At 67.5% G+C, this 23,399-nt stretch carries 22 protein-coding genes; 10 read left to right on the forward strand and 12 right to left on the reverse strand.

Annotation, left to right across the window (positions count from 1 at the left end; all coding sequences use genetic code 11):
* Nucleotides 1-174: 174 nt before the first annotated feature.
* Nucleotides 175-1,872, reverse strand: a complete 1,698-nt coding sequence (locus WG924_RS06465) for a methyl-accepting chemotaxis protein (RefSeq protein WP_345932180.1) — start codon at nt 1,870-1,872, stop codon at nt 175-177.
* 561 nt (nt 1,873-2,433) lie between these two features.
* On the opposite strand from WG924_RS06465, the gene WG924_RS06470 reads away from it, so the two are divergent.
* A complete protein-coding gene (locus WG924_RS06470) occupies nt 2,434-2,853 on the forward strand; it encodes an OsmC family protein (RefSeq protein WP_345932181.1) in 420 nt (139 codons plus the stop codon).
* A 78-nt stretch (nt 2,854-2,931) separates the two neighbouring features.
* Here WG924_RS06470 and WG924_RS06475 read toward each other — a convergent pair whose 3' ends face one another.
* On the reverse strand, nt 2,932-3,396 hold the full coding sequence (locus WG924_RS06475) for a YaiI/YqxD family protein (RefSeq protein WP_345932182.1): 465 nt from the start codon (nt 3,394-3,396) through the stop codon (nt 2,932-2,934).
* Nucleotides 3,393-4,364, reverse strand: coding sequence for an HpcH/HpaI aldolase/citrate lyase family protein (locus WG924_RS06480; RefSeq protein WP_345932183.1), 972 nt, complete (start codon nt 4,362-4,364; stop codon nt 3,393-3,395). Before WG924_RS06480 ends, WG924_RS06475 begins: the two co-directional genes overlap by 4 nt.
* A 140-nt stretch (nt 4,365-4,504) precedes the next feature.
* Between WG924_RS06480 and WG924_RS06485 the strand changes: the two genes are divergently transcribed.
* The gene (locus WG924_RS06485; protein WP_345932184.1) at nt 4,505-4,810 is read left to right on the forward strand and encodes an ArsR/SmtB family transcription factor; all 306 of its coding nucleotides are present in this window, start codon (nt 4,505-4,507) and stop codon (nt 4,808-4,810) included.
* 103 nt (nt 4,811-4,913) lie between these two features.
* A complete protein-coding gene (locus WG924_RS06490; protein WP_345932274.1) occupies nt 4,914-5,729 on the forward strand; it encodes an alpha/beta fold hydrolase in 816 nt (271 codons plus the stop codon).
* A gap of 26 nt (nt 5,730-5,755) precedes the next feature.
* Here WG924_RS06490 and WG924_RS06495 read toward each other — a convergent pair whose 3' ends face one another.
* Nucleotides 5,756-7,555 (reverse strand): thiamine pyrophosphate-dependent enzyme, encoded by a 1,800-nt coding sequence (locus WG924_RS06495; protein WP_345932185.1) that lies wholly within the window; start codon nt 7,553-7,555, stop codon nt 5,756-5,758.
* Between the two features lie 143 nt (nt 7,556-7,698).
* Between WG924_RS06495 and WG924_RS06500 the strand changes: the two genes are divergently transcribed.
* Nucleotides 7,699-8,973: a cytochrome P450 gene (locus tag WG924_RS06500; RefSeq protein WP_345932186.1), complete on the forward strand. Its 1,275-nt coding sequence runs from the start codon at nt 7,699-7,701 to the stop codon at nt 8,971-8,973.
* Between the two features lie 68 nt (nt 8,974-9,041).
* Here the strand turns inward: WG924_RS06500 and WG924_RS06505 are convergent, their stop codons facing one another.
* Nucleotides 9,042-9,716 carry a TetR/AcrR family transcriptional regulator gene (locus WG924_RS06505; protein ID WP_372044729.1) on the reverse strand — a complete coding sequence of 225 codons (675 nt, stop codon included), beginning with the start codon at nt 9,714-9,716 and terminating at the stop codon, nt 9,042-9,044.
* A gap of 161 nt (nt 9,717-9,877) precedes the next feature.
* On the opposite strand from WG924_RS06505, the gene WG924_RS06510 reads away from it, so the two are divergent.
* On the forward strand, nt 9,878-10,435 hold the full coding sequence (locus WG924_RS06510; RefSeq protein WP_345932188.1) for a superoxide dismutase family protein: 558 nt from the start codon (nt 9,878-9,880) through the stop codon (nt 10,433-10,435).
* Between the two features lie 9 nt (nt 10,436-10,444).
* Here the strand turns inward: WG924_RS06510 and WG924_RS06515 are convergent, their stop codons facing one another.
* Complete coding sequence (locus WG924_RS06515; protein WP_345932189.1) at nt 10,445-11,224, reverse strand: HugZ family pyridoxamine 5'-phosphate oxidase; 780 nt, start codon at nt 11,222-11,224, stop codon at nt 10,445-10,447.
* Between the two features lie 183 nt (nt 11,225-11,407).
* Here WG924_RS06515 and WG924_RS06520 point away from each other — a divergent pair, with 183 nt between their 5' ends.
* Genes WG924_RS06520 through WG924_RS06530 form a run of 3 tightly spaced genes read left to right on the forward strand, consistent with a single transcriptional unit; the run spans nt 11,408 to nt 14,720 of the window.
* The gene (locus tag WG924_RS06520) at nt 11,408-12,913 is read left to right on the forward strand and encodes an amidohydrolase family protein (RefSeq protein WP_345932190.1); all 1,506 of its coding nucleotides are present in this window, start codon (nt 11,408-11,410) and stop codon (nt 12,911-12,913) included.
* Complete coding sequence (locus tag WG924_RS06525; RefSeq protein WP_345932191.1) at nt 12,910-13,893, forward strand: CobW family GTP-binding protein; 984 nt, start codon at nt 12,910-12,912, stop codon at nt 13,891-13,893. The genes WG924_RS06520 and WG924_RS06525 overlap by 4 nt, the downstream gene beginning before the upstream one ends.
* A 20-nt stretch (nt 13,894-13,913) precedes the next feature.
* Nucleotides 13,914-14,720, forward strand: a complete 807-nt coding sequence (locus WG924_RS06530; RefSeq protein ID WP_345932192.1) for an IclR family transcriptional regulator — start codon at nt 13,914-13,916, stop codon at nt 14,718-14,720.
* Between the two features lie 29 nt (nt 14,721-14,749).
* Here WG924_RS06530 and WG924_RS06535 read toward each other — a convergent pair whose 3' ends face one another.
* From WG924_RS06535 to WG924_RS06560, 6 genes are all read right to left on the reverse strand, one after another.
* Entirely contained in the window at nt 14,750-15,970 is a 1,221-nt protein-coding gene (locus tag WG924_RS06535; RefSeq protein WP_345932193.1) for an NAD(P)/FAD-dependent oxidoreductase, read from the reverse strand.
* A 48-nt stretch (nt 15,971-16,018) separates the two neighbouring features.
* Nucleotides 16,019-17,698 (reverse strand): ABC transporter ATP-binding protein, encoded by a 1,680-nt coding sequence (locus WG924_RS06540; RefSeq protein ID WP_345932194.1) that lies wholly within the window; start codon nt 17,696-17,698, stop codon nt 16,019-16,021.
* 2 nt (nt 17,699-17,700) lie between these two features.
* A complete protein-coding gene (locus WG924_RS06545; protein ID WP_345932275.1) occupies nt 17,701-18,483 on the reverse strand; it encodes an ABC transporter permease in 783 nt (260 codons plus the stop codon).
* Between the two features lie 77 nt (nt 18,484-18,560).
* Nucleotides 18,561-19,502: an ABC transporter permease gene (locus WG924_RS06550; protein ID WP_345932195.1), complete on the reverse strand. Its 942-nt coding sequence runs from the start codon at nt 19,500-19,502 to the stop codon at nt 18,561-18,563.
* A gap of 60 nt (nt 19,503-19,562) precedes the next feature.
* Entirely contained in the window at nt 19,563-21,188 is a 1,626-nt protein-coding gene (locus WG924_RS06555) for an ABC transporter substrate-binding protein (RefSeq protein WP_345932196.1), read from the reverse strand.
* Nucleotides 21,189-21,615: 427 nt separating this feature from the next.
* On the reverse strand, nt 21,616-22,452 hold the full coding sequence (locus WG924_RS06560; protein ID WP_345932197.1) for an AraC family transcriptional regulator: 837 nt from the start codon (nt 22,450-22,452) through the stop codon (nt 21,616-21,618).
* Between the two features lie 13 nt (nt 22,453-22,465).
* Between WG924_RS06560 and WG924_RS06565 the strand changes: the two genes are divergently transcribed.
* Nucleotides 22,466-22,711 carry a hypothetical protein gene (locus WG924_RS06565; RefSeq protein ID WP_345932198.1) on the forward strand — a complete coding sequence of 82 codons (246 nt, stop codon included), beginning with the start codon at nt 22,466-22,468 and terminating at the stop codon, nt 22,709-22,711.
* Nucleotides 22,647-23,330, forward strand: coding sequence for a glutathione binding-like protein (locus tag WG924_RS06570; RefSeq protein WP_345932199.1), 684 nt, complete (start codon nt 22,647-22,649; stop codon nt 23,328-23,330). Before WG924_RS06565 ends, WG924_RS06570 begins: the two co-directional genes overlap by 65 nt.
* The last annotated feature ends 69 nt before the right edge of the window (nt 23,331-23,399 follow it).

The following is a 23,399-nucleotide window of genomic DNA, read 5'->3' on the forward strand; positions in this document are numbered from 1 at the left end:
TCGCCCTGGTTGTGGGCGAGGCGCATGGCCGCAGGCCGCAGGCCCATGCGCCCAGAAAGAAAGAAGGCCGCGCCCCGGATGATGTCCGGAACGCGGCCAAGGTGCGGGTTGGAGGATCACCCGGGAGAGAGCCGTGAAAACGCGAAGAAAAGATGGCGGGGCGGGGTGCGGCCGTCAGGCGGCGACCACGTCGCGCAGGAAGCCGTCGACCGAGCTCCGCAGCCGCGTCGAGCGGTCGGCCAGCGAGCGTGCGGCCGAGAGAACCTGGGTGGAGCCGGCCGAGGTGGTCTGTGCCGCCTCGCTGACGCCTGACATGTTCGCGGTGACATGGCTGGTGCCGAGGGCGGCCTGATTGGCGTTGCGGCCGATCTCGGCGGTGGCGGCAGACTGCTCCTGAACCGCGGCGGCGACCGCGCCGGCCATGTCGTTCAGCCGGTAGATGACCGTGGCGATATGGGAGATGGCGCCGACCGCCTGGTCGATGCTGCTCTGCATGCCGCCGACCTGGGTGCGGATCTCGTCGGTGGCCCGCGCGGTCTGGGTGGCCAGTGTCTTCACTTCCGATGCCACAACCGCGAAGCCCTTGCCGGCCTCGCCGGCGCGCGCCGCCTCGATCGTGGCGTTCAGCGCCAGCAGATTGGTCTGGCTCGCGATCTCGCTGATCAGGGTGATCACCGAGGCGATGGCGCGCCCGGCCTGATCCAGCTCGCCCACGAAGCTCTTGGCCCGGTCGGCCTCGTTCGAGGCATCGGTCGCGACCATCCGGGCATCCTCCATCCGGCGGGCCACCTCGGCCACGGTCGCGGTCAGCTCCTCGGTCGCGGCGGCGACGGTCTGGACGTTCACCGATGCCTGTTCGGCGGCGGCATTGACCGTGGCGGCCTGACGCGAGGTCTCTTCCGATCCCGCCGACAGCAGTTGTGCGGTCGCTTCCAGTTCCTCCGAGGCATGGCTCATCACGCCCAGCACTTCCGAGACGTCCTTGTCGAAGCCCAGGATCAGGCGGCTGACCTCTTCGGCGCGCTTCAGCTTGGCCGCGTCCTGTGCGGCCTGAAGGTCGGCCAGACGCTGACGTTCGATCGCATTGTCCTTGAACACCAGCATGGTGCGGGCGATGTCGCCGATTTCGTCGCGCCGGCCGGTATTCGCAACCGTCACGTCCAGCCGGCCATTCGCCAGATCCTTCAGACCGATGACGGTGGCGGCAAGCGGCCGCACGATGCCACGGCTGGCGATCAGCAGGCCGAACACCAGACCGGCGGCAATGCCGGCCAGGGCCACGCCCATCACCACCAGTTCCACCTCATGCGCCATGGCCTCGGCCTCCCGCGCGGTCCGGTCGGCACGGGCGACGGTCGCGTTCACCAGCTCGGCGATGTCGCGTTCCAGAACGGCGGCCATCTCGCGGCCATGGGCCGCTTCGGCGATCGATGCCCGCTGGTCGGCGTCGACCACGCGGCCGGCGGCCTGTCCGGCCAGCCGCACCGCCTCGTCGATCTCGGCGAAATAAGGCGCGATCCCGGCTTCGACCGCGGCGATCCGCGTCAGTTCCTCGGGGCTCGCCTGCGTCTTCAACCCGTTCAGCAGCGTCACCACCTCGGCCTCGGCCGCGGTGATGTCTGCCAGCGCCTCGTCAAGCTGCGACGGGTCCGCCGCGATCCGGTATTCGGCGCGGTTCAGATCGACGATCAGTTGATTGGTCCGGGTGCCGTCGCGGACATTGTGGCCGGCCATCTTGACGGTCTCGGTCGCCATGCTCAGCCGTGTCAGGCCCCAATTCGCCAGCCCGGCAATGGTGGTTGCCACCAGCGCCATCATCATGATGACGATCAGGATCTTTGAAGACACCCGAAGGTTTGACAGCATTGTCATGATCATGGCCCAGATCCCAATTCAAACTCGTTCCAGACTGCTCTCTCTGAAATATGCCAGCCAACAGTTGATTATCGGTAAAGAGAAGACTATCCGTCGCCAGGATAATGCATAAGATCCTGTCAGTCGTGGTGGGCAAGGCATTCTGCACTGTCTCTGGGCAATTTGCATGGCATTGTGCGACACGCGCCTCCCGCTATTACAGCGTGCGTCGGGCTAGCCAGTCGCTGTGGCATATATTGGGCAACGCACATCCGGCGGCAGGGGGTGTTGGGGCGGAAATGGGTCGCCGCCGAGGCCGTGGGCCGCTACCAGATGGCGTTTCTGGCGCCGATAACAGCCGGTCATCGCCGATCGGGGCGGAAAACGTGGCAGATCCGGGGCCGGGCGGCAGGTGTCCCGTAATGCCATGCTGCGTGCCCGGGCGGTTTCGCGGAACGGGGCGCTGGTTCCGTGCGACGACGACGCCATATCAATAGAGAGACACCGACCGTCGGGCACAGACGGATGGGCCGCTCCCGCCGCGGCCCGGTGGTCGCGTTCAGTCAAGGGAGCCAGGACATGTCGCACGTCAATGCCTCGATCGGCAGCCTTCCCTATGCCGTTACCCTGTCCACCGGCGTCCATCGCCTCACCGCCGACGAGCCCGTGGCCATGGGTGGCAGCGAGCAGGGGCCGACCCCGCATCAATTGCTGTTGTCGAGCCTCGCGGCCTGCACATCGATCACCTTGAAGATGTATGCCACTCATCAGCATTGGCCGCTGGACGGGCTGGACGTCACCGTCGCCTTCGCCCGTGACGAGGATGACGAGAACATCGTGGTCATCGATCGCACCATTGCCCTGCACGGCGACCTCGACGACGCCCAGACCGCCGCGCTGCTGGATCTGGCCGAGCGCACGCCGGTGACGCTAACCATCAAGCCGGGGATGCCGGTGCGCACCGAACTCCACCGCGATGCCGAGCTTGAAGAGGTATGAAAGGATCAGGGACCACCCGACACCTGAACCTGACGACCTGACCGCCAGCCCCCCCGTGGCGGGCACCCTCGCCGCGTGTCACCCCCGCAACTGGCGGGTCACCACCCGGTCCAGCGTCTGCAGGAAGCTCGACCGGTCGCGCGCGGTCATCGGCTTCGGGCCGCGCAGGCCCTCGGCGCCGACACCGGCGCGCAGGTCGGCCATCAGCGCGCGCATCGCCAGCGCCGAGCCGATATTGGCGCCGGAGAATTCCCGCCCGTCCGGGCCGATCGCGGCGCCGCCGGCGCCGAGGCAGCGACCGGCAAGCTGGATGTCGGCGGTGATGACGATATCGCCCGCCGCCGTGTCTTCCACGATCCGGTCATCGGCCGCGTCGAAGCCGTCGCCCACGATGACCCGTTCGACCAGCGGCCCTTCGGGAATATTGATCCAGGCATTGGAAACCACCCGCACCTTCAGCCCATAGCGTGCCGCGACCTTATAGACCTCGGCCTTCACCGGGCAGGCATCGGCATCGATGTGGATGACCGGTCGGGTGGTCATGACGGGTCTCCGATCAGTCCGGCGGCAATGAAGGCGTGGGCGCGGGCCAGCAGCCGGGCGGCGTTGTTGCGCCGGGGCAGTTCCACCAGCACGCCATCCAGTTCCACCCGCGCGGCACCCCGGGCGCGGGCGGCATCGAATGTGTCGACGATCCGGCGGGCGGTGGCGATCTCGGCGGGCGATGGCGTCAGCACCGCATTGATGGCCCCGGCATGGCCCGGATCGACCAGGCTTTTGGCGGTATAGCCCAGGCGGCGGGCGCGGCGCGCGCAGGCGGCGGCCCCCTCGGCATCGCTCCAGGTATAGGGGCAGTCGACCGCGACCACCCCCGCCGCCACGCAATCGATCAGGAACCGGCCGCGGGCATGATCCAGTTCGGCGGCGTCGCGGTCGCGTTCGGCGCCCAGATCGGCCGCCAGATCCTCGGACGCCATCAGGCAGCCGATCACCCGCGGGCTGGCGGTGGCGATCGCGGCGGTGGCAAGGATGCCGCGCGCGCTTTCGATATTGGGCAGGATCGCGGTCGATTCCGGGCTCAGGCCGTGATCGCGCTCCATCTCGCCGATCAGCGCATCCAGTTCCACGATCCGGGCGGGGCTGTCGACCTTGGGCAAGGCCACGATATCGGGCGCGCCGGCCATCACCGCCGCCAGATCCAGGCTGCCGCATGCCGCCAGCGGATTGATGCGCACGCAGGCCACCCGCCCGGCGGCGCGCCACTGCCGATACAGCGCCGGCGCCAGATCGCGCGCCACCGGCCGCAGCGCCGGGGTGGTGAAATCCTCCAGATCCTGGATCAGCACATCGGCCTCGGTGCCGGCATCGGCGGTCGCGGGGGCGGCGCCATCGCGGAACAGCCATGTCCGGCACAGCCGGAAATCGGCCGGGCTGGGCGGTGTCCGGCTGGGCGGTGTCTGGCGGTGGTGGCGTGGCGGCATCTGGCGTGACGGGCGGGTTTGCTGATCCATGGCGCCCAGAATACAGACCGCCCGGACAGGGGGCAACGACCGCAAACGGCCGGGCGAGCTCTCATCCATCCCTCGACGACCCCACTGTCCAAGGAGCAGTCGCATTGACTCATAGCTAAATAACGATGTATAAGACGCCCATGGCTGATCGACTTGAACAATCCAAGGCTCTCGCAAGCGACACGCGGCTGTCCATTCTGGGGTGGTTGAGCGAACCGGATACCTATTTTCCGCATCAGGTGACGGGAAGACCGTCCGAGATCGGGGTTTGCGTGACGCTTCTGTCGGACAAACTGGGCATGGCGCAGCCGACCGTGAGCCGCCACCTGGAGATTCTGCGGCGCGCCGGCTTCCTGACCGTGAACCGGATTGGCCGCTGGTCTTTTTTCAAGCGGGACGAGGCCGCCATCTCCCAGTTCAAGGCGTGGATCAATGACCATCTTTGAACGGGCCGACGCCAGCCTCATGCCCGGATTCACCCGCCGGTTCATCGACATCGCAGGCAGGCGGCTTCTCGTGGTGACGGGTGGCAATGGCCCGCCCTTGCTGATGCTGCATGGCGACCCGCAAACCCATCTGTGCTGGCATCATCTGGCGTTAAAGCTGGCGGACCGGTTTTCGATCGTGCTGCCCGATATCCGGGGGCGAGGGGAAAGCCATAAGCCCGGCCATAGCGAGGGGCGGAACGCTTACAGCAAGCGCGAGATGGCGGCTGAGCAGCTCGCGGTCATGCGGTTCCTGGGGCATGACAGCTTCGTGCTCGTCGGCCACGACAGGGGCGCGCGGGTGGCACGGCGGCTGGCCCTGGACAACCCCGGGGCCGTCACCCGGCTCGTCGTCATGGACATCGTCCCGGCATTGGATTTCTACGAAAATTCAAATGCCGCGATTGCTCAGGATTACTTCTATTTTTCGTTTCTGACTCAGGACTATCCAATACCCGACCGGTTGATCGCCGGCGATCCGGACGCTTTTCTGCGGCTGATTCTGTCGGGGCTTTCGGATCGGCCCGTCCGATACCACGATCTGGCGTTGCAGGCCTATCTCACCGCGAACGCCACGCCTGCCGCGGTGACAGCCATGTGCGAGTGCTTTCGCGCCGGCTATCACATCGACCGGCTGCATGATCGGGCGGACCGCGCCGCCGGACGGAGGATCGCCTGCCCGACCCTGGTGATGTGGGGGGAACGCGGCGTGGTCGGGCGGCATTTCGATGTGGAGCGGATCTGGTCGGGCTGGTGTGACCAACCCCGGTTCGCGCCCATGCCGAGCGGGCATTTCATCCCCGAGGAGGTGCCCGATCACGCTCTCGCTGCCTTGAACGGCTTTCTCGCCACGCCCGACGCGCACGGCCCGACGGGGTAGGAACGCCCCCGTGGGCGGGCGGCCGCTCAACCGGCCTTGTCGTCGCCACCCGTGCCCGCCTCGATCATGCTGTGCAGCGGCTCGGCCGCGATCGCCGCTTCGATCCGCTCGTGGCCCGGGGTCTCGGGCAGGGCCTGCCGGAAGTTGCGGGCCTTTTGCGGTGGCAGCTTGGGCGGCATCATCGGTTCATAGGCATCCACCACCGCCTGAATGACCACGGCGCCATCGGTGGCGAAGGCCTGATCCAGCACCCTCTCGACGTCTTCGGGGCGGTCGATGGTGAAGCCGGTGCCGCCCATCGCCTCGGCGGCCTTGGCGAAATCGATCGGCTGAAGCTCGCAGCCGAATTGCGGATTGCCCAGGAACATCATCTGTTCCCAGACGATCTGGTTCAGCATGCCGTTCTTGATCACCAGCAGCTTCAGCGGCACGCCATAGCGCACGGCGGTGGAGAATTCGCCCAGTTGCATGGCGAAGCCGCCATCGCCCACGATGGCGAACACCGGCCGGTCGGGAAAGGCCAGCCCGGCCGCGATCGCATAGGGCAGGCCGCAGGCCATCGATGCCAGCGTGCCCGACACGCTGTAATCCTGCCCCGGCCGCAGATCGACATGCCGGGCGGCCAGTTCGGTGTTCTGGCCGGAATCGCTGGCCAGGATCGCCGTATCGGGCAGGCGGCGCCCGAAGGCGGCCGCCACCACCTGCGGCTTCAGCGGCATGTCGGTTTTCGACTGCGCCATGGCCATCATCCGCCGCCACCGCGTCATGCCCGCCTGCGCCTGTTCCAGAAACCGGCGGTCGGTTTTGCGACGCAGCCGGTCGTTCAGCAGCCGCAGGGTTTCGGCGGCATCGCCCACCAGCCCCACCTCCACCGGATAGCGCAGCCCGATGCGCTCGGCGTCGCGGTCGATCTGTACCGCCCGTGCCTGACCGGGTTCCGGATAATATTCGATATAAGGGAAGGTCGAGCCGATGATGACCAGGGCGTCGCATTGCTCCATCGCCTCCTGCGAGGGCAGGGTGCCCAGCATGCCGATGCCGCCGGTGACATGGCGGTGATCATCGGGCAGCACCGCCTTGCCCAGCAGCGCCTTGGCGATCGGGGCGGCCAGCAGGTCGGCGGTGGCCTCAAGCTCGGCGGCGGCGCCGGCGGCGCCGCGTCCGGCCAGGATCATCACCCGCGACGCCGCGTTCAAAACCTCGGCCGCGCGGTCCAGATCGGCCTCCATCGGCAGGCGCCGGCCCTGGAACCACTGATCGGGCGTGTGGCGTGGCTTGTTGCGCGACGATCGCGCGGCATCGCCCAGCGCCTGTTCCTGCATGTCGTTGGCGATCGACAGATGGGCGACGCCGCGATGGGCCAGCGCCGCCCGGCAGGCGAGCCCGGCCACGGTCTCCATATGCGCCGCATCGGCGACCCGGGTGTTGAACACCGCGATATCGTTGAACACCCGGGTCAGATCCACATCCTGCTGGGTGAAGGTGTCGACCAGATCATGGGCCTGCATGCCGGTGATCGCCAGCACCGGCGCCCTGTCGAGGGCGGCGTCGTAAAGCCCGGTCAGCAGATGCGCGCCGCCCGGCCCCGATGTCGCCAGGCAGACGCCCAGCCGGCCGGTCCATTTCGCATGGGCGGTGGCCATGAAGGCGGCGCTTTCCTCGTGCCGGACCTGAATGAAGCGGATGCGGTCCTGCCGCACGCGCAGCGCCTCCATGATGCCGTTGATCCCATCGCCGGGCAGGCCGAAGACGGTGTCGACATTCCAGCTGATCAGGGCTTCGATCAGGATATCGGCGGAGGTCATGGTGTCGGGGGCATGGGGCATGATCGTCTCCAGATGACCGGGGGGCGCGTCTGATGGCAACGGCGGCCGGGGGCCAGGGTTCCCACGCGCGCGCCCTGCGCAACCTTCCGGCGTTCTGCCGGTTACCGATGGCATCGCCCGCCCACCAAGGATGCCGCGCGCCCATGGCCGTTCCCGCCGACGACACCGCCCCCATTCCCCGCACAGCCGCCTTCGACAGCTCGCTGGGGTTTCTGCGCGATGGCTATACCTTCGGGTCGCGGCGGTTCCAGCGCCTGGGCCGCGACGTCTTCGCCACCCGCATCATGCTGAAGCCGGTGATCTGCATGCGCGGCCCTGAAGCGGCGCGGATCTTCTATGACGGCGACCGTTTCACCCGCCAGGGGGCGATGCCGGCATCGGTGCGCCATCTGTTGCAGGATGACGGCAGCGTTCAGGGGCTGGATGGCGCCGCCCACCGCCACCGCAAGGCGCTGTTCATGGCGCTGCTGACCGATGCCGCCGCCATCGATCGGCTGGTATCGCTGTTCGCCGATGAATGGCGGTCGGCGCTGCCGCGCTGGCAGGCGGCGGGGCAGATCGTGCTGGCCGATGAACTGCCGGCGCTGCTGACCCGTGCCGGTGCCGCCTGGGCGGGTGTGCCGGTCGGCGCCGATCAACGCGACGACCGCGCGGCGGAGCTTGAGGCGATGGTCGCGAATGCCGGGCGGGTGGGGCCGTCGAACTGGTGGGCGCGCTGGCGCCGCCGCCGCACGGAACGCTGGGCCGAACGGGCGCTGGCGCGTTTACCTGACCGGGGCGCGGCGCCGACATCGCCGGCGGCGCGTCTGGCCGATCATCATGATCTCGATGGCCGCGGGCTGCCGCCCGCCATTGCTGCGGTGGAGCTGATCAACCTGTTGCGGCCGATCGTGGCGGTGGAACGCTATATCGTGTTCGCGGCCCTGGCCCTGCATGAACACCAGCCCTGGCGCGCCCGTTTTGCCGCAGGCGACGAGGCCGACCTGCTGCCCTTCGTGCAGGAGGTGCGGCGCTTCTATCCGTTCTTTCCGGCGGTGGCCGGCCGGGTGCGGCAGGCGTTCGACTGGCAGGGCACCCGTTTCCCGGTCGGGCAATGGGTGCTGCTCGACATCCACGGCACCAATCATCATCCGGCGGTGTGGGCGGCGCCGGACAGCTTCCGGCCCGAGCGGTTCCGCGACTGGGACGAGGCCCCCTATCGGATGGTGCCCCAGGGCGCCGGCCATGCCGCTGAAACCCATCGCTGCCCGGGGGAGCGGGCAACGATCGCGCTGGTGATGGCGGCCATGCGCCTGTTGACCCGCGAGATGGACTGGCGGTTGCCGCCGCAGGATCTGTCGGTGCGGCTGAACCGCATGCCCGCCCGTCCCGCCAGCGGGCTGGCGATGACCGGCATCACCGGCCTGCCGCCCGTCTGACACCGCCCCGTCTGACGCCTCCCCGTCTGACACCGCGCAATCAGGCGCCGATGCCGACGCAGACCGCGCTATCGACCCCCTGTGCCCTGATCGGCGCCGACCTGCGCGTCGAAGCCCGCCATCGCGATCCTGGCCACGGCCTCCAGCTCGGCGCGGCTGGCGCCGTCGCGCGCCAGGATCGACATGCCGTTCTGGACGGTTTGCACGAAACGGGCGAGCGCGTGGATGTCGACGGTGGCCGGAATCTCGCCCTCGGCCACGGCGCGCGCGAAGCGTGCCTTCAGCAGGTCCAGGCCCACCGCGCGCGCCGATCGGACCAGGGCGTCCAGGTGCTCATGCCCCTCTCCGGTCACCGACGACAGCGCCACCATGCAGCCGCCGGGAATGTCGCCATATGCGCCACCCAGGACGGCGGCCAGATCCTCCAGCAGCCACTGGATGGCCTCGCGTGCCGTCGCGGCGCTCTGGCACCGTTTCCAGAACAGCGGCTGCCAGACGCGGGCGTAATAGTCCAGCGCCTCGGCATACAGCGCGTCCTTCGAACCGAACGCCGCATACAGGCTGGGCGACCCGATCCCCATGGCTTTGGTCAGATCGGCCATCGACGTCGCTTCATAGCCCTTGGCCCAGAACAGCCGGGTCGCTTCGGCCAGAGCCGTATCCCGATCGAACGCGCGCGGGCGGCCGCGGCCACGTGCGGCCGGCGCGGGTTCACCGGATGTGGGGCGAGCGTTGTTCTGCATCGATCGATACATATACCCGATCGGGCGGTGTCGCAACGCCCGTGATACCCTGCCGATGGCAGGCCCGATCCGGCGGAACCAGCGGGCGGGCCGGTCTGTTGGGCGCATATCCTTCCGGGTCTGGCGCAGACCGGGACACACCGACCACAGAGGACAGATCCATGCCATACCGTTCCGCAACCCGTGCCGCCACCATGCTTGCAGCCATTGCCCTGGCGGTGCCGGCCGTGTCGCTGGCGGCAGACGACGCCAGGGTGCCGGCGGCCGAGACCACCAGCGCCACCGCGCATTTCGTCGACGCCTCGGGCCGCGACAATGGCAGCGCCACCCTCACCGGCACGCCGACCGGGGTTCTGATCGCGACCGATCTTCGTGGCCTGCCGCCCGGAAAATGGGTCGCCTTCCACATCCATGAAGGCGATGCCTGCGACGCCGAACAGGGCCACAAGACCGCCGGCGGCCATTTCAATCCCGATGACCGCGCCCATGGCTATCTGGCGGAAGGCGGGCCGCATGCCGGCGACATGCCCAATCAGAAGGTCGCCCAGGACGGCACGCTCGCGGTCGAGGTGTTCAACGGCGCCGTGCGGCTGGATCAGGGCGATACCGGTATCATGGGCCGGACGCTGATGATCCATGCCGGCCGCGACGATTACCGCAGCCAGCCGTCGGGTGCCGCCGGCGACCGCATCGCCTGCGGGGTCATCGGCGGCGAATGATCCCGGCTATCAGCCGGGGGCGGTATCCGCCAGCGCCTCGATGGTCGCGCGGAACGCCTCCGGCGTGGTCACCCGGCGGGCGAAGGTGATCCGCAGATCGGTGCCGGGCGACGACAGGTCCAGCCCCTCGGGGTCAAGGCCCGTCGCCGTCCACCGGGTGCCGGCCGGGCCGCCATGGCGCAGCGCCAGCCGGCGCGGCAGGTCGGCGCCCTCGGGCCCGTTCAACTGGTCGATCAGCCGGGCCTCGGCCGCGATCAGCGCCTCGGCGCCGGCAAGATCGGTGGTGTAGTGTGCCACCTGCGGTTCGCCGGCATTGCGCCTGGGCCCGCCGCTGATCCGCAGATCCAGCATGCTCATCCGATAGAAGCCGATATCCGGCAGCGACATATACAGCCGGGTCTTGGGATGGCGGGCCAGATAACGGCGCTGCAGGGCGGCCACCCGCGAGGCGTCGTCGATCTTCTCCACATGGCCGACCACGGTCATCCGCACACCGGCCAGCGCATCCGCCAGCCCGGGCTCGGCCAGGGTCAGGGATGCGCGAGGGTCGTTGTGCAGGTTGCGGGCATGCAGCGCCAGCGCGGCCATGATGAACACCGGGCTGGCGTCGTGATCGGTCGCCAGATTGGTGACGGCGCCATAGGGATAGCCGCTGCCGGGGTCCAGCGTCGACAGGGTGGCGACGCGGGCGGTGCGCAGCAGCCGGCGGCCGGCATCGCCGGCATCGAAGGGCAGCGCGGCATCCATCCGAAGTTCGGCGCCGCGCGGCGTTATCACAGGCATGTCCATGGGGGGTGGTCCTTGAAAAGCCAGACAGACGGTCGCGCTGGGGCCAGCATCGCGCCTTTTGGCCGACAGGCGCAATTCAATTGCCAGAAGCGGCCGGGAAGCCATGGACAGGGGCTTGCCTGTTCTGTCATGGTGCCAGTCTCGGCATTGTAGTGGGCATTGCCGCTTATAAGGGACATGCAGATGGCCGGTACCCCAATGTTCGATCTCGTCATCCGTGCCGGCAGGGTCATCGATCCCGAAAGCGGGCATGACGCGATTGCCGATATCGGTATCGTCGGCGACCGGATCGCGGCGGTGGGTCCGTCGCTGGGGGCAGGGATGCGCGAGATCGATGCGGCGGGTCTGGTCGTGGCGCCCGGCTTCATCGATCTGCATGCCCATGGTCAGTCGGTGCCGGCCGACCGGATGCAGGCCTTCGACGGCGTCACCACGGCGCTGGAACTGGAGGTCGGCGCGCTGCCGGTCGCGCGTTGGTACGACCAGCAGCAGGAAGCCGGCCGGGTGCTGAATTACGGCACCGCCGCCGCATGGCTGTTCGCGCGCAAGGCGGCGATGATCGGCCTTGACCTCGACGGCCGACTGGCACCGATCGAGTTGATGGGGGCGGGGTCGAACGACATGCGCTGGTCGGTCGATGCCTCGACGCCGGCGCAGACCGACGCGATCGTGGCGCTGACCCGGCAGGGGCTCGACGAGGGCGCGCTCGGCATCGGGATCCCGCATGGCTATGCCTCCGGCGCCGGCATGAAAGAGATGGCCCGGATCTGTTCGCTGGCGGCCGAATACGCCCGGCCCACCTATACCCACATCGCCTATATGTCGAACATCGATCCGAAAAGCTCGATCGAGGCCTATGTCAATCTGATCGGGCTGGCGGGCGCCACCGGCGCCCATATGCATATCTGCCATCTGAACAGCACCAGCCTGCGCGACATCGAAGAGGCGGCGCGGCTGATCGGCAAGGCGCAGGCGCAAGGGTTGCCGATCACCACCGAGGCCTATCCTTATGGCACCGGCTCCACCGTGCTCAGCGCCGGGTTCTTTATGGAGAGCAATTTCGTCGAGCGGACCGGCACCGGCTATGACGCGATCGAGGTGGTCAGCACCGGCCGGCGGTTCCAAAGCCGCGACGATCTGGCGGCCGCGCGTGCCGACGCGCCCGAATCCCTGGTGCTGTGGCACTTCCTCGACACCGAAAACCCCCATGACCACAAGCTGCTCGATATCTCCGTCACCTATCCCGGCGGCGCGATCGCGTCGGACGCGGTGCCGTGGAGCAATCCCGACGGCTCGCTCTATGCCGGCGAGGACTGGCCGATTGGCGCCGACAAGTCGTCTCATCCGCGCTCCTCGGGCACCTTCACCCGGTTTCTGGCGCAATGGGTGCGCGAGCGTGAGGTGGTGCCGCTGATGGAGGCCATCGCCAAATGCACGCTGATCCCGGCGCGGATCGTTGAAAGCTGCAGCGACGCGTTCCGCCGCAAGGGCCGGCTCCAGGCCGGTTGCGACGCCGATATCGTCGTCTTCGACCTGGCCCGGGTGCAGGACCGGGCGACGTTCGAGGCGATGCATCTGGCCGCCGACGGCATGGTGCATGTGCTGGTCAACGGTCAGGCGGTGATCGCGGATGGCGCGCTGGTGCGTGATGCGCGCCCCGGCCGCGCGATCCGGAGCGATCCGCGATGACCGTGCCGGTCCTCGTCGTCACCGGCTATCTGGGCGCCGGCAAGACGACGCTGATCAACGCGATGCTGGCGCAGGCGGGGGGCCGGCGCATCGCCGCCGTCGTCAACGATTTCGGCGCGATCAACATCGACGAGGAACTGATCCGGGCCAGGGCGGATGGCGCCGCCGACAGAGCGGATGGCTTTGTCGGCAGGGCCGATGACATCGTCGGTCTGGCCAATGGCTGCGTGTGCTGCACCTTGCAGGGCGATCTGCTGCGCACGCTGAAACTGCTTCTGGCGCGCGATCCGGCGCCCGATCATATCGTCATCGAGGCAAGCGGCGTGGCCGATCCGGCCGGCATCGTCCAGGCGCTGGCCGATCCGGTTCTGTGGAAGAGCGCGCGGCTCGATGCGGTGCTGTGCGTGGTCGATGCCGAGGACGTGATCGGAGATCCGGCGCGGCGCGGCGACGATCTGTGGCGGGCGCAACTGGCCGCGGCCAATTTCGTGGTGCTGTCCAAGACGGCGGCGATCGATGACGCCGCCGTCGAGGCGCTGTCGGGCCTGCTGTCGCCCGCGGGCAAGCCGCCGGTGATCGACATGGCCCGCGAGGCCCTGCCGACCGGGCTGTTTCTCGACACAGGCGCCAGACCCACGCGATTTACGGCGGTCGCGGCCGGCGAGCCGCACCGGTCTGACCGTTTCGCCACCGTCGAATGGCAAAGCCCGGGCGCGATCAGCCTGACGGCGCTTCAGGCCCTGATCGCCGAATATGCGCTGATTCTGATCCGCGCGAAGGGCATTTTCCACTTTCACGAGAAGCCAGGTCGGCGCTATCTGCTCCAGATGGTCGGGCGGAGGGTTACGCTGGAGCCGCTTCCGGGAGATGATCAGCCCGGCTGCCGTCTGGTCATGATCGCCGAGGCCGGACGGCTCGACCGCCAGGCGCTTCTGGCGCGCCTCGGCGCCGAGACAGCCACCCCGTGCGCAAACCACTGACCGGAAGAAGAAGACTGTTCATGCAGCGTGCGAAGGGCACCGACAGAATTCTCGATATTCTCGAACATCTTGAGAATGAAACGAAACCCGTCAGCCGGAATGCGCTGGCCAAGGCGCTGAACTGCCCCCGGTCCACGATCTATTCCCTGGTCGACCAACTGGTCGCGCGCGACTGGCTGACCCAGGACGACACCGGCACGATCAGCCTTGGCCATCGCGCCGGGCTGCTGGGGCTTGCCTATTCACGCAACGCCCGGTTCGAGCCGGTGGCGCGCGAGGTCGTGCAGCGGGTGGCGGTCGAGGCGGGGGTGGTGACCGAAATCAACATCGCCGACAACTGGCAGCAGCTTGTGCTGATTTCCGCGACCGGCCGCAGCCGCAATTATCTGCGCACGGTTGAAGGCTCGCGCTATCCGTTGCCGATCACCGGCTCGGCGCGCCTGCAACTTGCCGATATTCCGCGTGATCTGATCCGCCGCAACATCCCCGACCAGGATTTCAGGCTGGGCTCGGGCGCCTCGCTGCCCTTCGAGCAGTTCTGCGACGAAATCGATCAGGCCCGCATCGACGGCTATTTCATCGCCCGAGGGCTGATCGATCGCTATGTCGGCACCGCCGGCGTGCCGATCGTGAACCGCCACCAGCACTGCGTGGCGACGCTCAGCATCATCCTGCCCCAAGCCGATCTCGATGCCCGGCAGGATGCGCTGATCGCGCTTCTGCGGCGCGGCGCCGAAGAATTGTCGGGCTATCTGCGCGCCGCCGTCTGGGCGATGGGCGACCGGGCCTATAGCCACCTGTTTCACGACCGGCCCGGCTCCATCTAGGCCCGGTCCCCTTTAGACGCCGCCGCCCTTCACGCCACCAGATGCAGTTCGGGCGGCAGCTTTTCGTTGCCGGCCAACTCGCCCGCCAGCATTCGGCCGGTGGTCGGGCCCAGGGTGAAGCCCTGATGGCCATGGCCGAAATTGAGCCACAGGCCCTTGTGGCGCGGCGCACGGCCAACCACCGGCAGCATGCCCGGCATGCAGGGGCGGTTGCCGAACCAGGCCTCGCTCTCCACAGGCTCGCCCAGCTCGAACAACTGGCCGGCAGCCCGCCGGGCATGGCGGATCTGATAGGCTGTGGCGGCGGAATCGAGCCCGGTCAACTCGGCGCCGGTCAGCAGGCGCAGCCCGGCCCGCATCGGCGCGATCACGATTCCGCGGTCGGCGTCGATCATCGGCAGGACCGGCCCCTTGCCCGCAAAGTGCTGATGATAGCCGCGCTTGAAGAACATGGGCACGGCATAGCCCAGCGGCCGCAACAGTTCGGCGCTCCACGGGCCCAGCGCAACCACGACGTGTTCGGCCTCGATCGGCCCGTCGGGGCCATCGATCCGCCAGGCGGTGCCCATCTGCCGCAGCGTGGTGGCATCGCCCGTCACAACGGCGCCGCCGCGGCTGGCGAACAGCCGCGCATAGGCGGCGACCAGCCCGCCGGGGTCGGCGCAGCTCCAGGCTTCCGTCCAGTGGACGGCGCCCGCCAGCCCGATCCGGATCGACGGCTCGGCGGCGGCGAGCTCTATGCCGCTCTCGATCCGCGAGACCACGCCGAACTCCCGCTCCAGCCGTTCGGCCGTGCGCACGGCGTCGGCGAAGCTGCGGCCATGGCGATAGACGTCGCGGAAACCATCGCGCCGGATCAGATGCCCGGCGCCGGCGGCGGCGATCAGCGGGTCGTGATCATCCCCGGCCCTGCGGATCATGGTGCTGTAGACGGCGGCGATCCGGCGGTGACTGGCCGGCGACGAAGCCCTGAAATAGCGCAGGATCGGCAGCGCCCAGCGGTGCAGCGACCCCGCCCGCCACCGCACCTTGTCGTTGAAGCCCAGCGCCGCCGACAGGATCTCGCCGACCTGTCGCGGAAACGGGTATGGCTCCACGGCTTCCATCTGAATGATGCCGGCATTGCCATAGCTGGTCTCCTCGCCGGGCGGGCGGCGGTCGACCAGCGTCACATCCACCCCCATCTGTTGCAGCGCCAGCGCGGTGCCGACGCCGACCATGCCAGCGCCCAGAACAATGCAATCGGTCATGAAATCAGATCCTCGATGACTTGATATATGAAAGCCCCGGCAGACCGGTCAGGCGCCGGGCAGATGGGGGGCGATCTCGCGGCAGGCGGCAAAGTTCCAGCCGCGCCCGGGTGCCGCATCGATCAGCGCATGGGTATAGGCGTGGCGCGGCGAGACCAGCACCTGTTCGGCGGTGCCATGCTCCACCACCCGGCCATGCTGCATCACGATGACCTCGTCGCAGATCTGTGCGGCGACGCGCAGATCATGGGTGATGAACAGGATGGCGATGCCCAGATCATTCTGCAATTGTTCCAGCAGCTTCAGAACCTGATCCTGCACCGACACATCCAGCGCCGAGACCGCCTCGTCGGCGACGATCACATCCGGCTCCATCGCCACCGCGCGGGCGATCGCGATGCGCTGGCGCTGACCGCCCGAGAACTGATGAGGATAGCAGTTCAGCGCATCGGTGGGCAGACCCACGGTTTCCAGCAGCGTCCGGGCGCGCGCCATGGCCTGATCGCGCGCGACGCCGAAATTCATCGGCCCTTCGATCAGGCTGTCCGCGATCCGGCGCCGGGGATTGAGCGAGCGATACGGATCCTGAAAGACGATCTGGATCTTTTCGCGTCGCCGGCGCAGCGGCCCCGGCGCCAGACGGGTGATGTCGGTATCGCCCAGGCTGATCCGGCCATGGGTCGGGTCGATCAGGCGCATCACGCAGCGCGCCACCGTCGATTTCCCCGATCCGCTTTCGCCCACGATGCCCAGCGTCCGGCCCGGCCGAAGCTGGAAGCTGACATCCTCGGCGGCGCGCTTGCGGCTGGTCCGCTTCAGGAAGCCGCCGCTTTCATAGGTCTTGCCCAGCGCCGCCACGTCCAGGATCGGCTGGCGGGTTTCGGGCGGCCGCGCCGCGCGCGGGCGCAGGCTCGGCACCGCCGCCAGCAGTGCCCTGGTATAATCATGCTGCGGTGTGTGGAACAGGCGTTCGGCAGGCGCACTCTCGACCACGCGGCCCTGGCGCATCACATGCACGGTGTCGGCGATGTCCGAGACCACGCCCATGTCATGGGTGATGAACAGCACCGCCGTGCCGTGGACGCGCTGCATCTCGGCGATCAGCGACAGGATCTGCTTCTGCGTCGTCACATCCAGCGCCGTGGTCGGCTCGTCGGCGATCAGCAACGCCGGTTCCAGGATCAGTGCCATGGCGATCATGATCCGCTGGCGCTGACCGCCGGATAGCTGATGGGGGAACGAGCGATAGACCCGCTCGACATCGGGCAGATGCACCTGCTCCATGGCCTCCAGCACCCGGCGGCGCCTGTCGCCACGCGACGCCCCGGCATGGGTTTCCAGAACCTCGGCGATCTGGTCGCCGACGCGCATCACCGGGTTGAGTGCTGTCATCGGCTCCTGAAAGATCATCGCCATCCGGTCGCCGCGCATGGCGCGTAGCTGGCGGCGGGATCGGGTCAGAAGCTCGGTGCCATCCAGCCGGATCGTGCCCGCGGTCACCCTCAGGACATCCGCGGGCAGCAGGCCCATGATCGCCAGCGAGGTCAGGGACTTGCCCGATCCGCTCTCCCCCACCAGGCAGGCGGTTTCCCCCCGCCTGATCCGCAGGCTCACATCGTCGAGCACCCGGCGCGGGCGCCCGGCGGTGCCGAGGTCGATGCACAGCCCGTCGATGGCGAGCACGTCTTCGGCATCGTCGAAGCGCGCGGTCTTGAAGCGTGCAGCCATGATCATGCGTCCCGCTTGCGCATACGTGGATCCAGGATGTCGCGTGCCGTGTCGCCCAGGATGTTGATCGACAGCACACACAGCGACAGCATCAGGCCCGGCCAGAAGATCAGCGACGGCTTCAGAAGGAAATAGCTGCGGCCTTCGGCCATGATGTTGCCCCAGCTCGGCGTCTCGGTGCCGATGCCCAGCCCCAGGAACGACAGGATCGACTCGATCAGGATGGCCGATGCGCAGATATAGGTGCCCTGCACGATCAGCGGCGCCAGCGTGTTCGGCATCAGGTGCCGCCACAGGATTACCGGCATGCGCGTGCCCAGCGCGATCGCCGCTTCCACATAGGGTTCCTCGCGCGCCGACAGCACGATCGAGCGCACCAGCCGCACGACGCGGGGGATTTCAGAAAACGTGATCGCCAGAATGACCGACATCGCGCTGGCGCCGTGAATGGCGACCAGGGCCACGGCCAGCAGGATCGGCGGGATGGCCATGAAGGCGTCCATGACGCGCATGATCAGCGCGTCGGCGGTTCGGAAGAAGCCGGCGACCAGCCCGATGGCCAGTCCGGCCGAAACACTGACGGCGGCGGTGCCGAGGCCGATCAGCAGCGACACCTGGCCGCCGTAAAGCACGCGCGACAGCAGGTCGCGTCCCAGCGCATCGGTGCCCAGCGGGAAGTCGCCGCCCGGCGGCTTCAGCCGGTTGAGCGGTGACAGCGCCAGCGGATCGTGCGGGGCCAGCAGCGGCGCCAGCAGGGTGGCGATCGCGATCGCGGCCAGGATCATGACGGCCACGACCGGCACCACGCCGGGCACCGGAATCCTTGAACGCGAGGGCTCGCTTGAACGGGATGGCTGGGTCATCAATAGCGGATCCGCGGGTCGAAGAGCGTATAGGCAAGGTCGATCAACAGGTTGACCAGCACATAGATGCCGCTGGTCAGCAGGATCATGCCCTGGATGACGGGATAGTCGCGGGCCATCACCGCATCGATCGTCAGGCGGCCGATGCCGGGAATGTTGAACACGCTTTCAACCACCACCACGCCCGACAGCAGCATGGCGAAGCCGGTGCCGACCACGGTCAGGATCGGCACGGCCGCATTGCGCAGGCCATGGCGCAGCAGAACCCGGGTCTCGCCGACGCCTTTGGCGAGGGCGGTGCGGATATAATCCTCGCCCAGCACGTTCAGCAGGCTGGCCCGGGTCATGCGCGCGGTCAGCGCCACATAGGCGGCGGTCAGCGTCAGCGCCGGCAGGATCGCGTGGCGGAGAAAGTCGATCAGCCCCGCCGAGGGCGCCCGATAGCCCTGAACCGGCAGCCAGCGCAGATCGGCGGCGAAGATCTTGATCAGCACGTAACCCACCACGAAGGCCGGCACCGAGAACCCGGCCACCGAGATGATCATCACCACATGGTCGCCGATACGGCCGCGGCGCCAGGCGGCGAAGGTGCCCATCGGCACGGCGATCAGCACCGACATGATGATGGTCAGCACGGCGATGTTCAGCGTCGGCCAGATCCGGTCGGCGATCAGCGCATTCACCGGCGTGCCCGACAGCAGCGAGGTGCCGAGGTCGCCGCGCAGCAATTGCCCCACCCACTGCACGAACTGAACATAGATCGGCTCGTTCAGGCCCATGGTCTGGCGCAGCCGGGCGATCTGTTCGGGCGTGGCGGTGTCGCCCGCGATGATCGCCGCCGGATCGCCGGGTGTCAGGCGAAGGATCAGGAAAACGATCAGCGCCACGATCGCCATCACCGGAATGACGGCGAAGACGCGTTTGACGATGTAACCCAGCATGCTCTGCCTCCCGGCGTTGAGCGGCCCGGCCGGCCTGCGGCCGACCGGGCGGCAGGCGTGTCAGTCGGCGAGCGTCAGGTTCCAGAACACCGGCACCGCCGTCGGCAGCATGTCTTTGAGTGTGTTGCTGCGGGCCTGGACGAAGGGATAATTGCCAAGCGGGATGAAGATCACCTGGTCGAGCACATGCGCCTGGATCTGATGGGCGACCGCCTTCTGCGCGTCGAGATCCGGGGCGGTCAGATAGGCGGCGCGCATCGCCTCAAGTTCGGGATCGTTCGGCCAGCCGAACCAGCCGCTGTCGCCGGTCGACGGCAGGATGGGGTTGATCAGCGGCGTGTTCGCCTCGATCCCGCTCACGAAGCTGGTGAAGATGTTCCAGCCGCCCTCGGCCGGCGGCTTCATGCTGGCACGGCGCGACACCAGCGTCTGCCAGTCCATGCCCTGAAGGTCGACATTGAAGCCCGCGTCTCGCAGGGCGGATGCGATCACCACCGGCACCGTGCCGATGATGCCAAGATCGGTCGCCTGCATGATCACGACCGGCGTGTTGTCGTAACCGGCGTCTTTCAGCATCTGGCGCGCGCGGGCGGTGTCGCCGCCGGCCTTCAGGCTTTCCGACCCGGCCTCGCTGCCAAGCGGTGTGCCGCAGCCGAAGATCGCGCCGCACAGCCGGTAATAATCGGGGTTGCCGATCATGGTGGCCATGACCTGTTCCTGGCCCAGCGCCGCCATCGCCGCCTGACGGATGCGCACGTCGTTAAAGGGCGGGTGCTTGAAATTCATCCGCGCGAAGACCTGATAGCCCAGCGGGTCGCGGGTCTCCACGGTCACGTCCGGGCTGGACTTGATGATGTCGAGAAGATCGATCTGCACGTTCTCGATCAGGTCGACCTCACCGCCCATCAGGGCGCTGATCGCGGTCTGATTGTCGGGCATCGTCACCCATTCGACCCGGTCGACGTTCACCACCTTGCCGCCGGCGAGCCCTGAGGCCGGCTCGGCGCGGGGCTTATAGTCGTCGAACCGCTCATAGACGATCTTCACGCCGGGCTGGAATTCGTCGCCCACGAACACGAACGGGCCGGAGCCGACATAATCGGTGATCGCCGTATCGGCGGGGGTCGCCGCCACGCGTGCGGGCATGATGAAGGCCGGCACCGATGACGGCTTGGCGAGCACCTCTAGAAGTAGCGGAAACGGTTCTTTTAACGTCCATACGATTGTGGTGTCGCCATTGGCCTCGATGCTTTGGGTCGCGGCCATCAGGAAGGCGGCGGCACCGTCGCGGGCACCCCAGCGCTTCAGCGAGGCCACCACATCGGCCGCGGTCACCGGCGCGCCGTCGTGGAATTTGAGCCCGTCGCGCAGGGTGAAGGTATAGACCAGCTTGTCGTCCGAGATGTCCCACTGCGCCATCTGCGGCTGAACCGCGCCGTCGCCATCCACGGCCGCCAGCACGTCATAAACCATATAGCCGTGATCGCGGGTGATATGCGCGGTGCTGACGATGGGGTCGAGCATGCGCAGGCCCGAATGCATGACCGCCGTCACGGTCTGTGCCTGCGCCTGGGCCACGGTGGCGGCCAGCATGGCGACGCCTGCGGCAAGAACCCGTCCCGCGCCGCTCGGAACGGTGCGGGTATGCCCTGTGCCGGGCAGGCGCGATCGATTGATGAACCGCATTTCCGATGCCTCCTCTGTGCGCCACTCAGCGCTGCTGACCTGATGGGATGGCGGCCATACCGGCTCCGGCCGATGCGCGGATCGGCGAGATCGGCGGCGCCATCATGTCGGGAACCCTGGCCGGTTCTTCACGCACATCGTCACGCACGTTCCTTGCTGCGGATGGCCCTTGCTGCCGATGCCCCTCGCTGCCGATACATCTTCAGCGGCTGCCGCATACAGGTCGTGACCGCACGTATGACGATCCTGCTCCCCAGTCTCGTCATCCTCGCCCGGTCAGCGCGAATGTCTATTATAACGGACGTATGTGCTCCCTAATGAGCAGCTTATTTTATTGGGGAGTGATGTCAACGGCAATTCGGCATGCGGCCCGATGCACGGGGCATGACGGCGATGCCGATGCGGCCGGGCTGCGTGGCAGCCGGGTTCACGACGGGGATTGGTGCGGCGACAGGTCGGCCCTGACGGTCATGGGCGAGAATCCGAAACGCGTCTTGAAGCGGGCTGAAAACCGCGAGGCCGACTGGTAGCCGACCTGATAGGCGATGTCGGAAATCGGCCGGTCCGTCACCTGCAACAGCGTCAGCGCCGTGGTCATGCGGACATCGATCAGGATGTCGTTGAAAGACTGTCCCTGATCGGCGAGCCGGCGCCGGAAGGTCGCTTCGCTCATGGCCAGAGATCGTGCCAGATCTTTCGACATCCAGCTCTTCGCGGGCGCGCTCCCGATCATGAGGCGCACCCGCCGGTGCAGATCGGATGGCGTTTCGGGATTGAACACCAGGCCCTGATGCGCCAGCCAGGCCAGCACTTCCCGCATCCGGTGCCCGGCGACGATGTCGGGAACCCGATCGGGCGTGATGATGGCCTGTGCCGCGCGCTCGAACGACTGCACGAATTCATCGCCCAGGCCTTTCAGGGCGACGACGTCCTTCAGCTTGCCGTGATCGGGACAGGTCCGCGCCATGTCCGACAGAATCGGGTCGGCGCAGATGATCCAGGTCGATGTGAACTGTCCGCGCTCGGTCTCGTTCTGAATGTCGCAGCTCGTCCCCGGTGCGATCGCCACGGCATCGCCGGGCAACAGGGTGATCGTCCTGCCGCCGATCCTGATGATCTTCCGGCCACGGCCCAGCAGGATGAGCGCCGGATGATCCGTCACGATGGTATGCACCAGCAGATCATTGCGTTGCCACACCGCGGCGGTCAGCCCCACCCCGTGCCGCGACCAGACCGTTCGCTGTATCTGCGCGTCACGTGTCATCGGCGCCCTCGACATGACCGCGATCGATCGGCGCCAACCGGCGCAGGTCGATCGGATCGGCACCTTGATCGGATCGGTGCTGCAACTGATTGTATCGGCACATTCACAGGACACTCGTTTGTCTAGTCTGGGGCAGGCCCCGATCGGGCGCGATCACCTGATCGGATTTTGCATCATGCCGCTGGAGAAGACTGATGATTCTGTACGCCTCACCCCTGGCCTGTTCGGGCGCGGTTGTCATGGCCCTGCACGAGCTTGACCTTGCCTGTGACGTTGCCTTCGTCGACATCTATGCGCAACCGCACATCGTGATGGACGACGGCACGCCCTTCGCCGATGTGTCGCCTAAGAATGCGGTTCCGGCGCTCCGGCTGGACTCCGGCGCGTTGCTGACCGAGGTCGGCGTCATTCTGCAATACATCGCCGATCTGAAGCCCGGATCCGGGCTGCTGCCGCAGCCGGGCGGTCTGGCGCGCTATCGGGTGATGGAATGGCTGAGCTATGTCGGCTCCGACGTGCACAAGACCATCGGGCCGTTGTTCCATCCGCAGATGCCGGCGGCGGCGAAAGACATCCACCGGCAGAACCTTCATCGCCGGCTGAGCCATATCGACCAGCGGCTGGCGCATCAGCCCTATCTGGCGGGTGACGGCTTCACGGTGGCCGATGCCTATCTGTTCGTGATGATCGGCTGGGAGCCCTGGTTCAAGGTCGATCTGACACCGTATCCGAACCTCGCCCGGTTCCACGGGCATGTCGCGTCACGGCCGTCCTTCGCCCATCTCCGTCGGACCGTCGACCCGGCGCTTCAACGAATGAACCTGCCGGCATTTCCCCGCGCGGGCGCGGTCGGCGGTGGCGGCGAACGGCGCATCTGACGCGGGCACGGGGGCAATCCGGGCATGGTTTGATGCGTTGACGCATCATCACGCCCGGTTGGACTGTCG

The sequence above is a fragment of the Tistrella arctica genome (assembly GCF_039630945.1).
Taxonomy (GTDB): Bacteria; Pseudomonadota; Alphaproteobacteria; order Tistrellales; family Tistrellaceae; genus Tistrella; species Tistrella bauzanensis.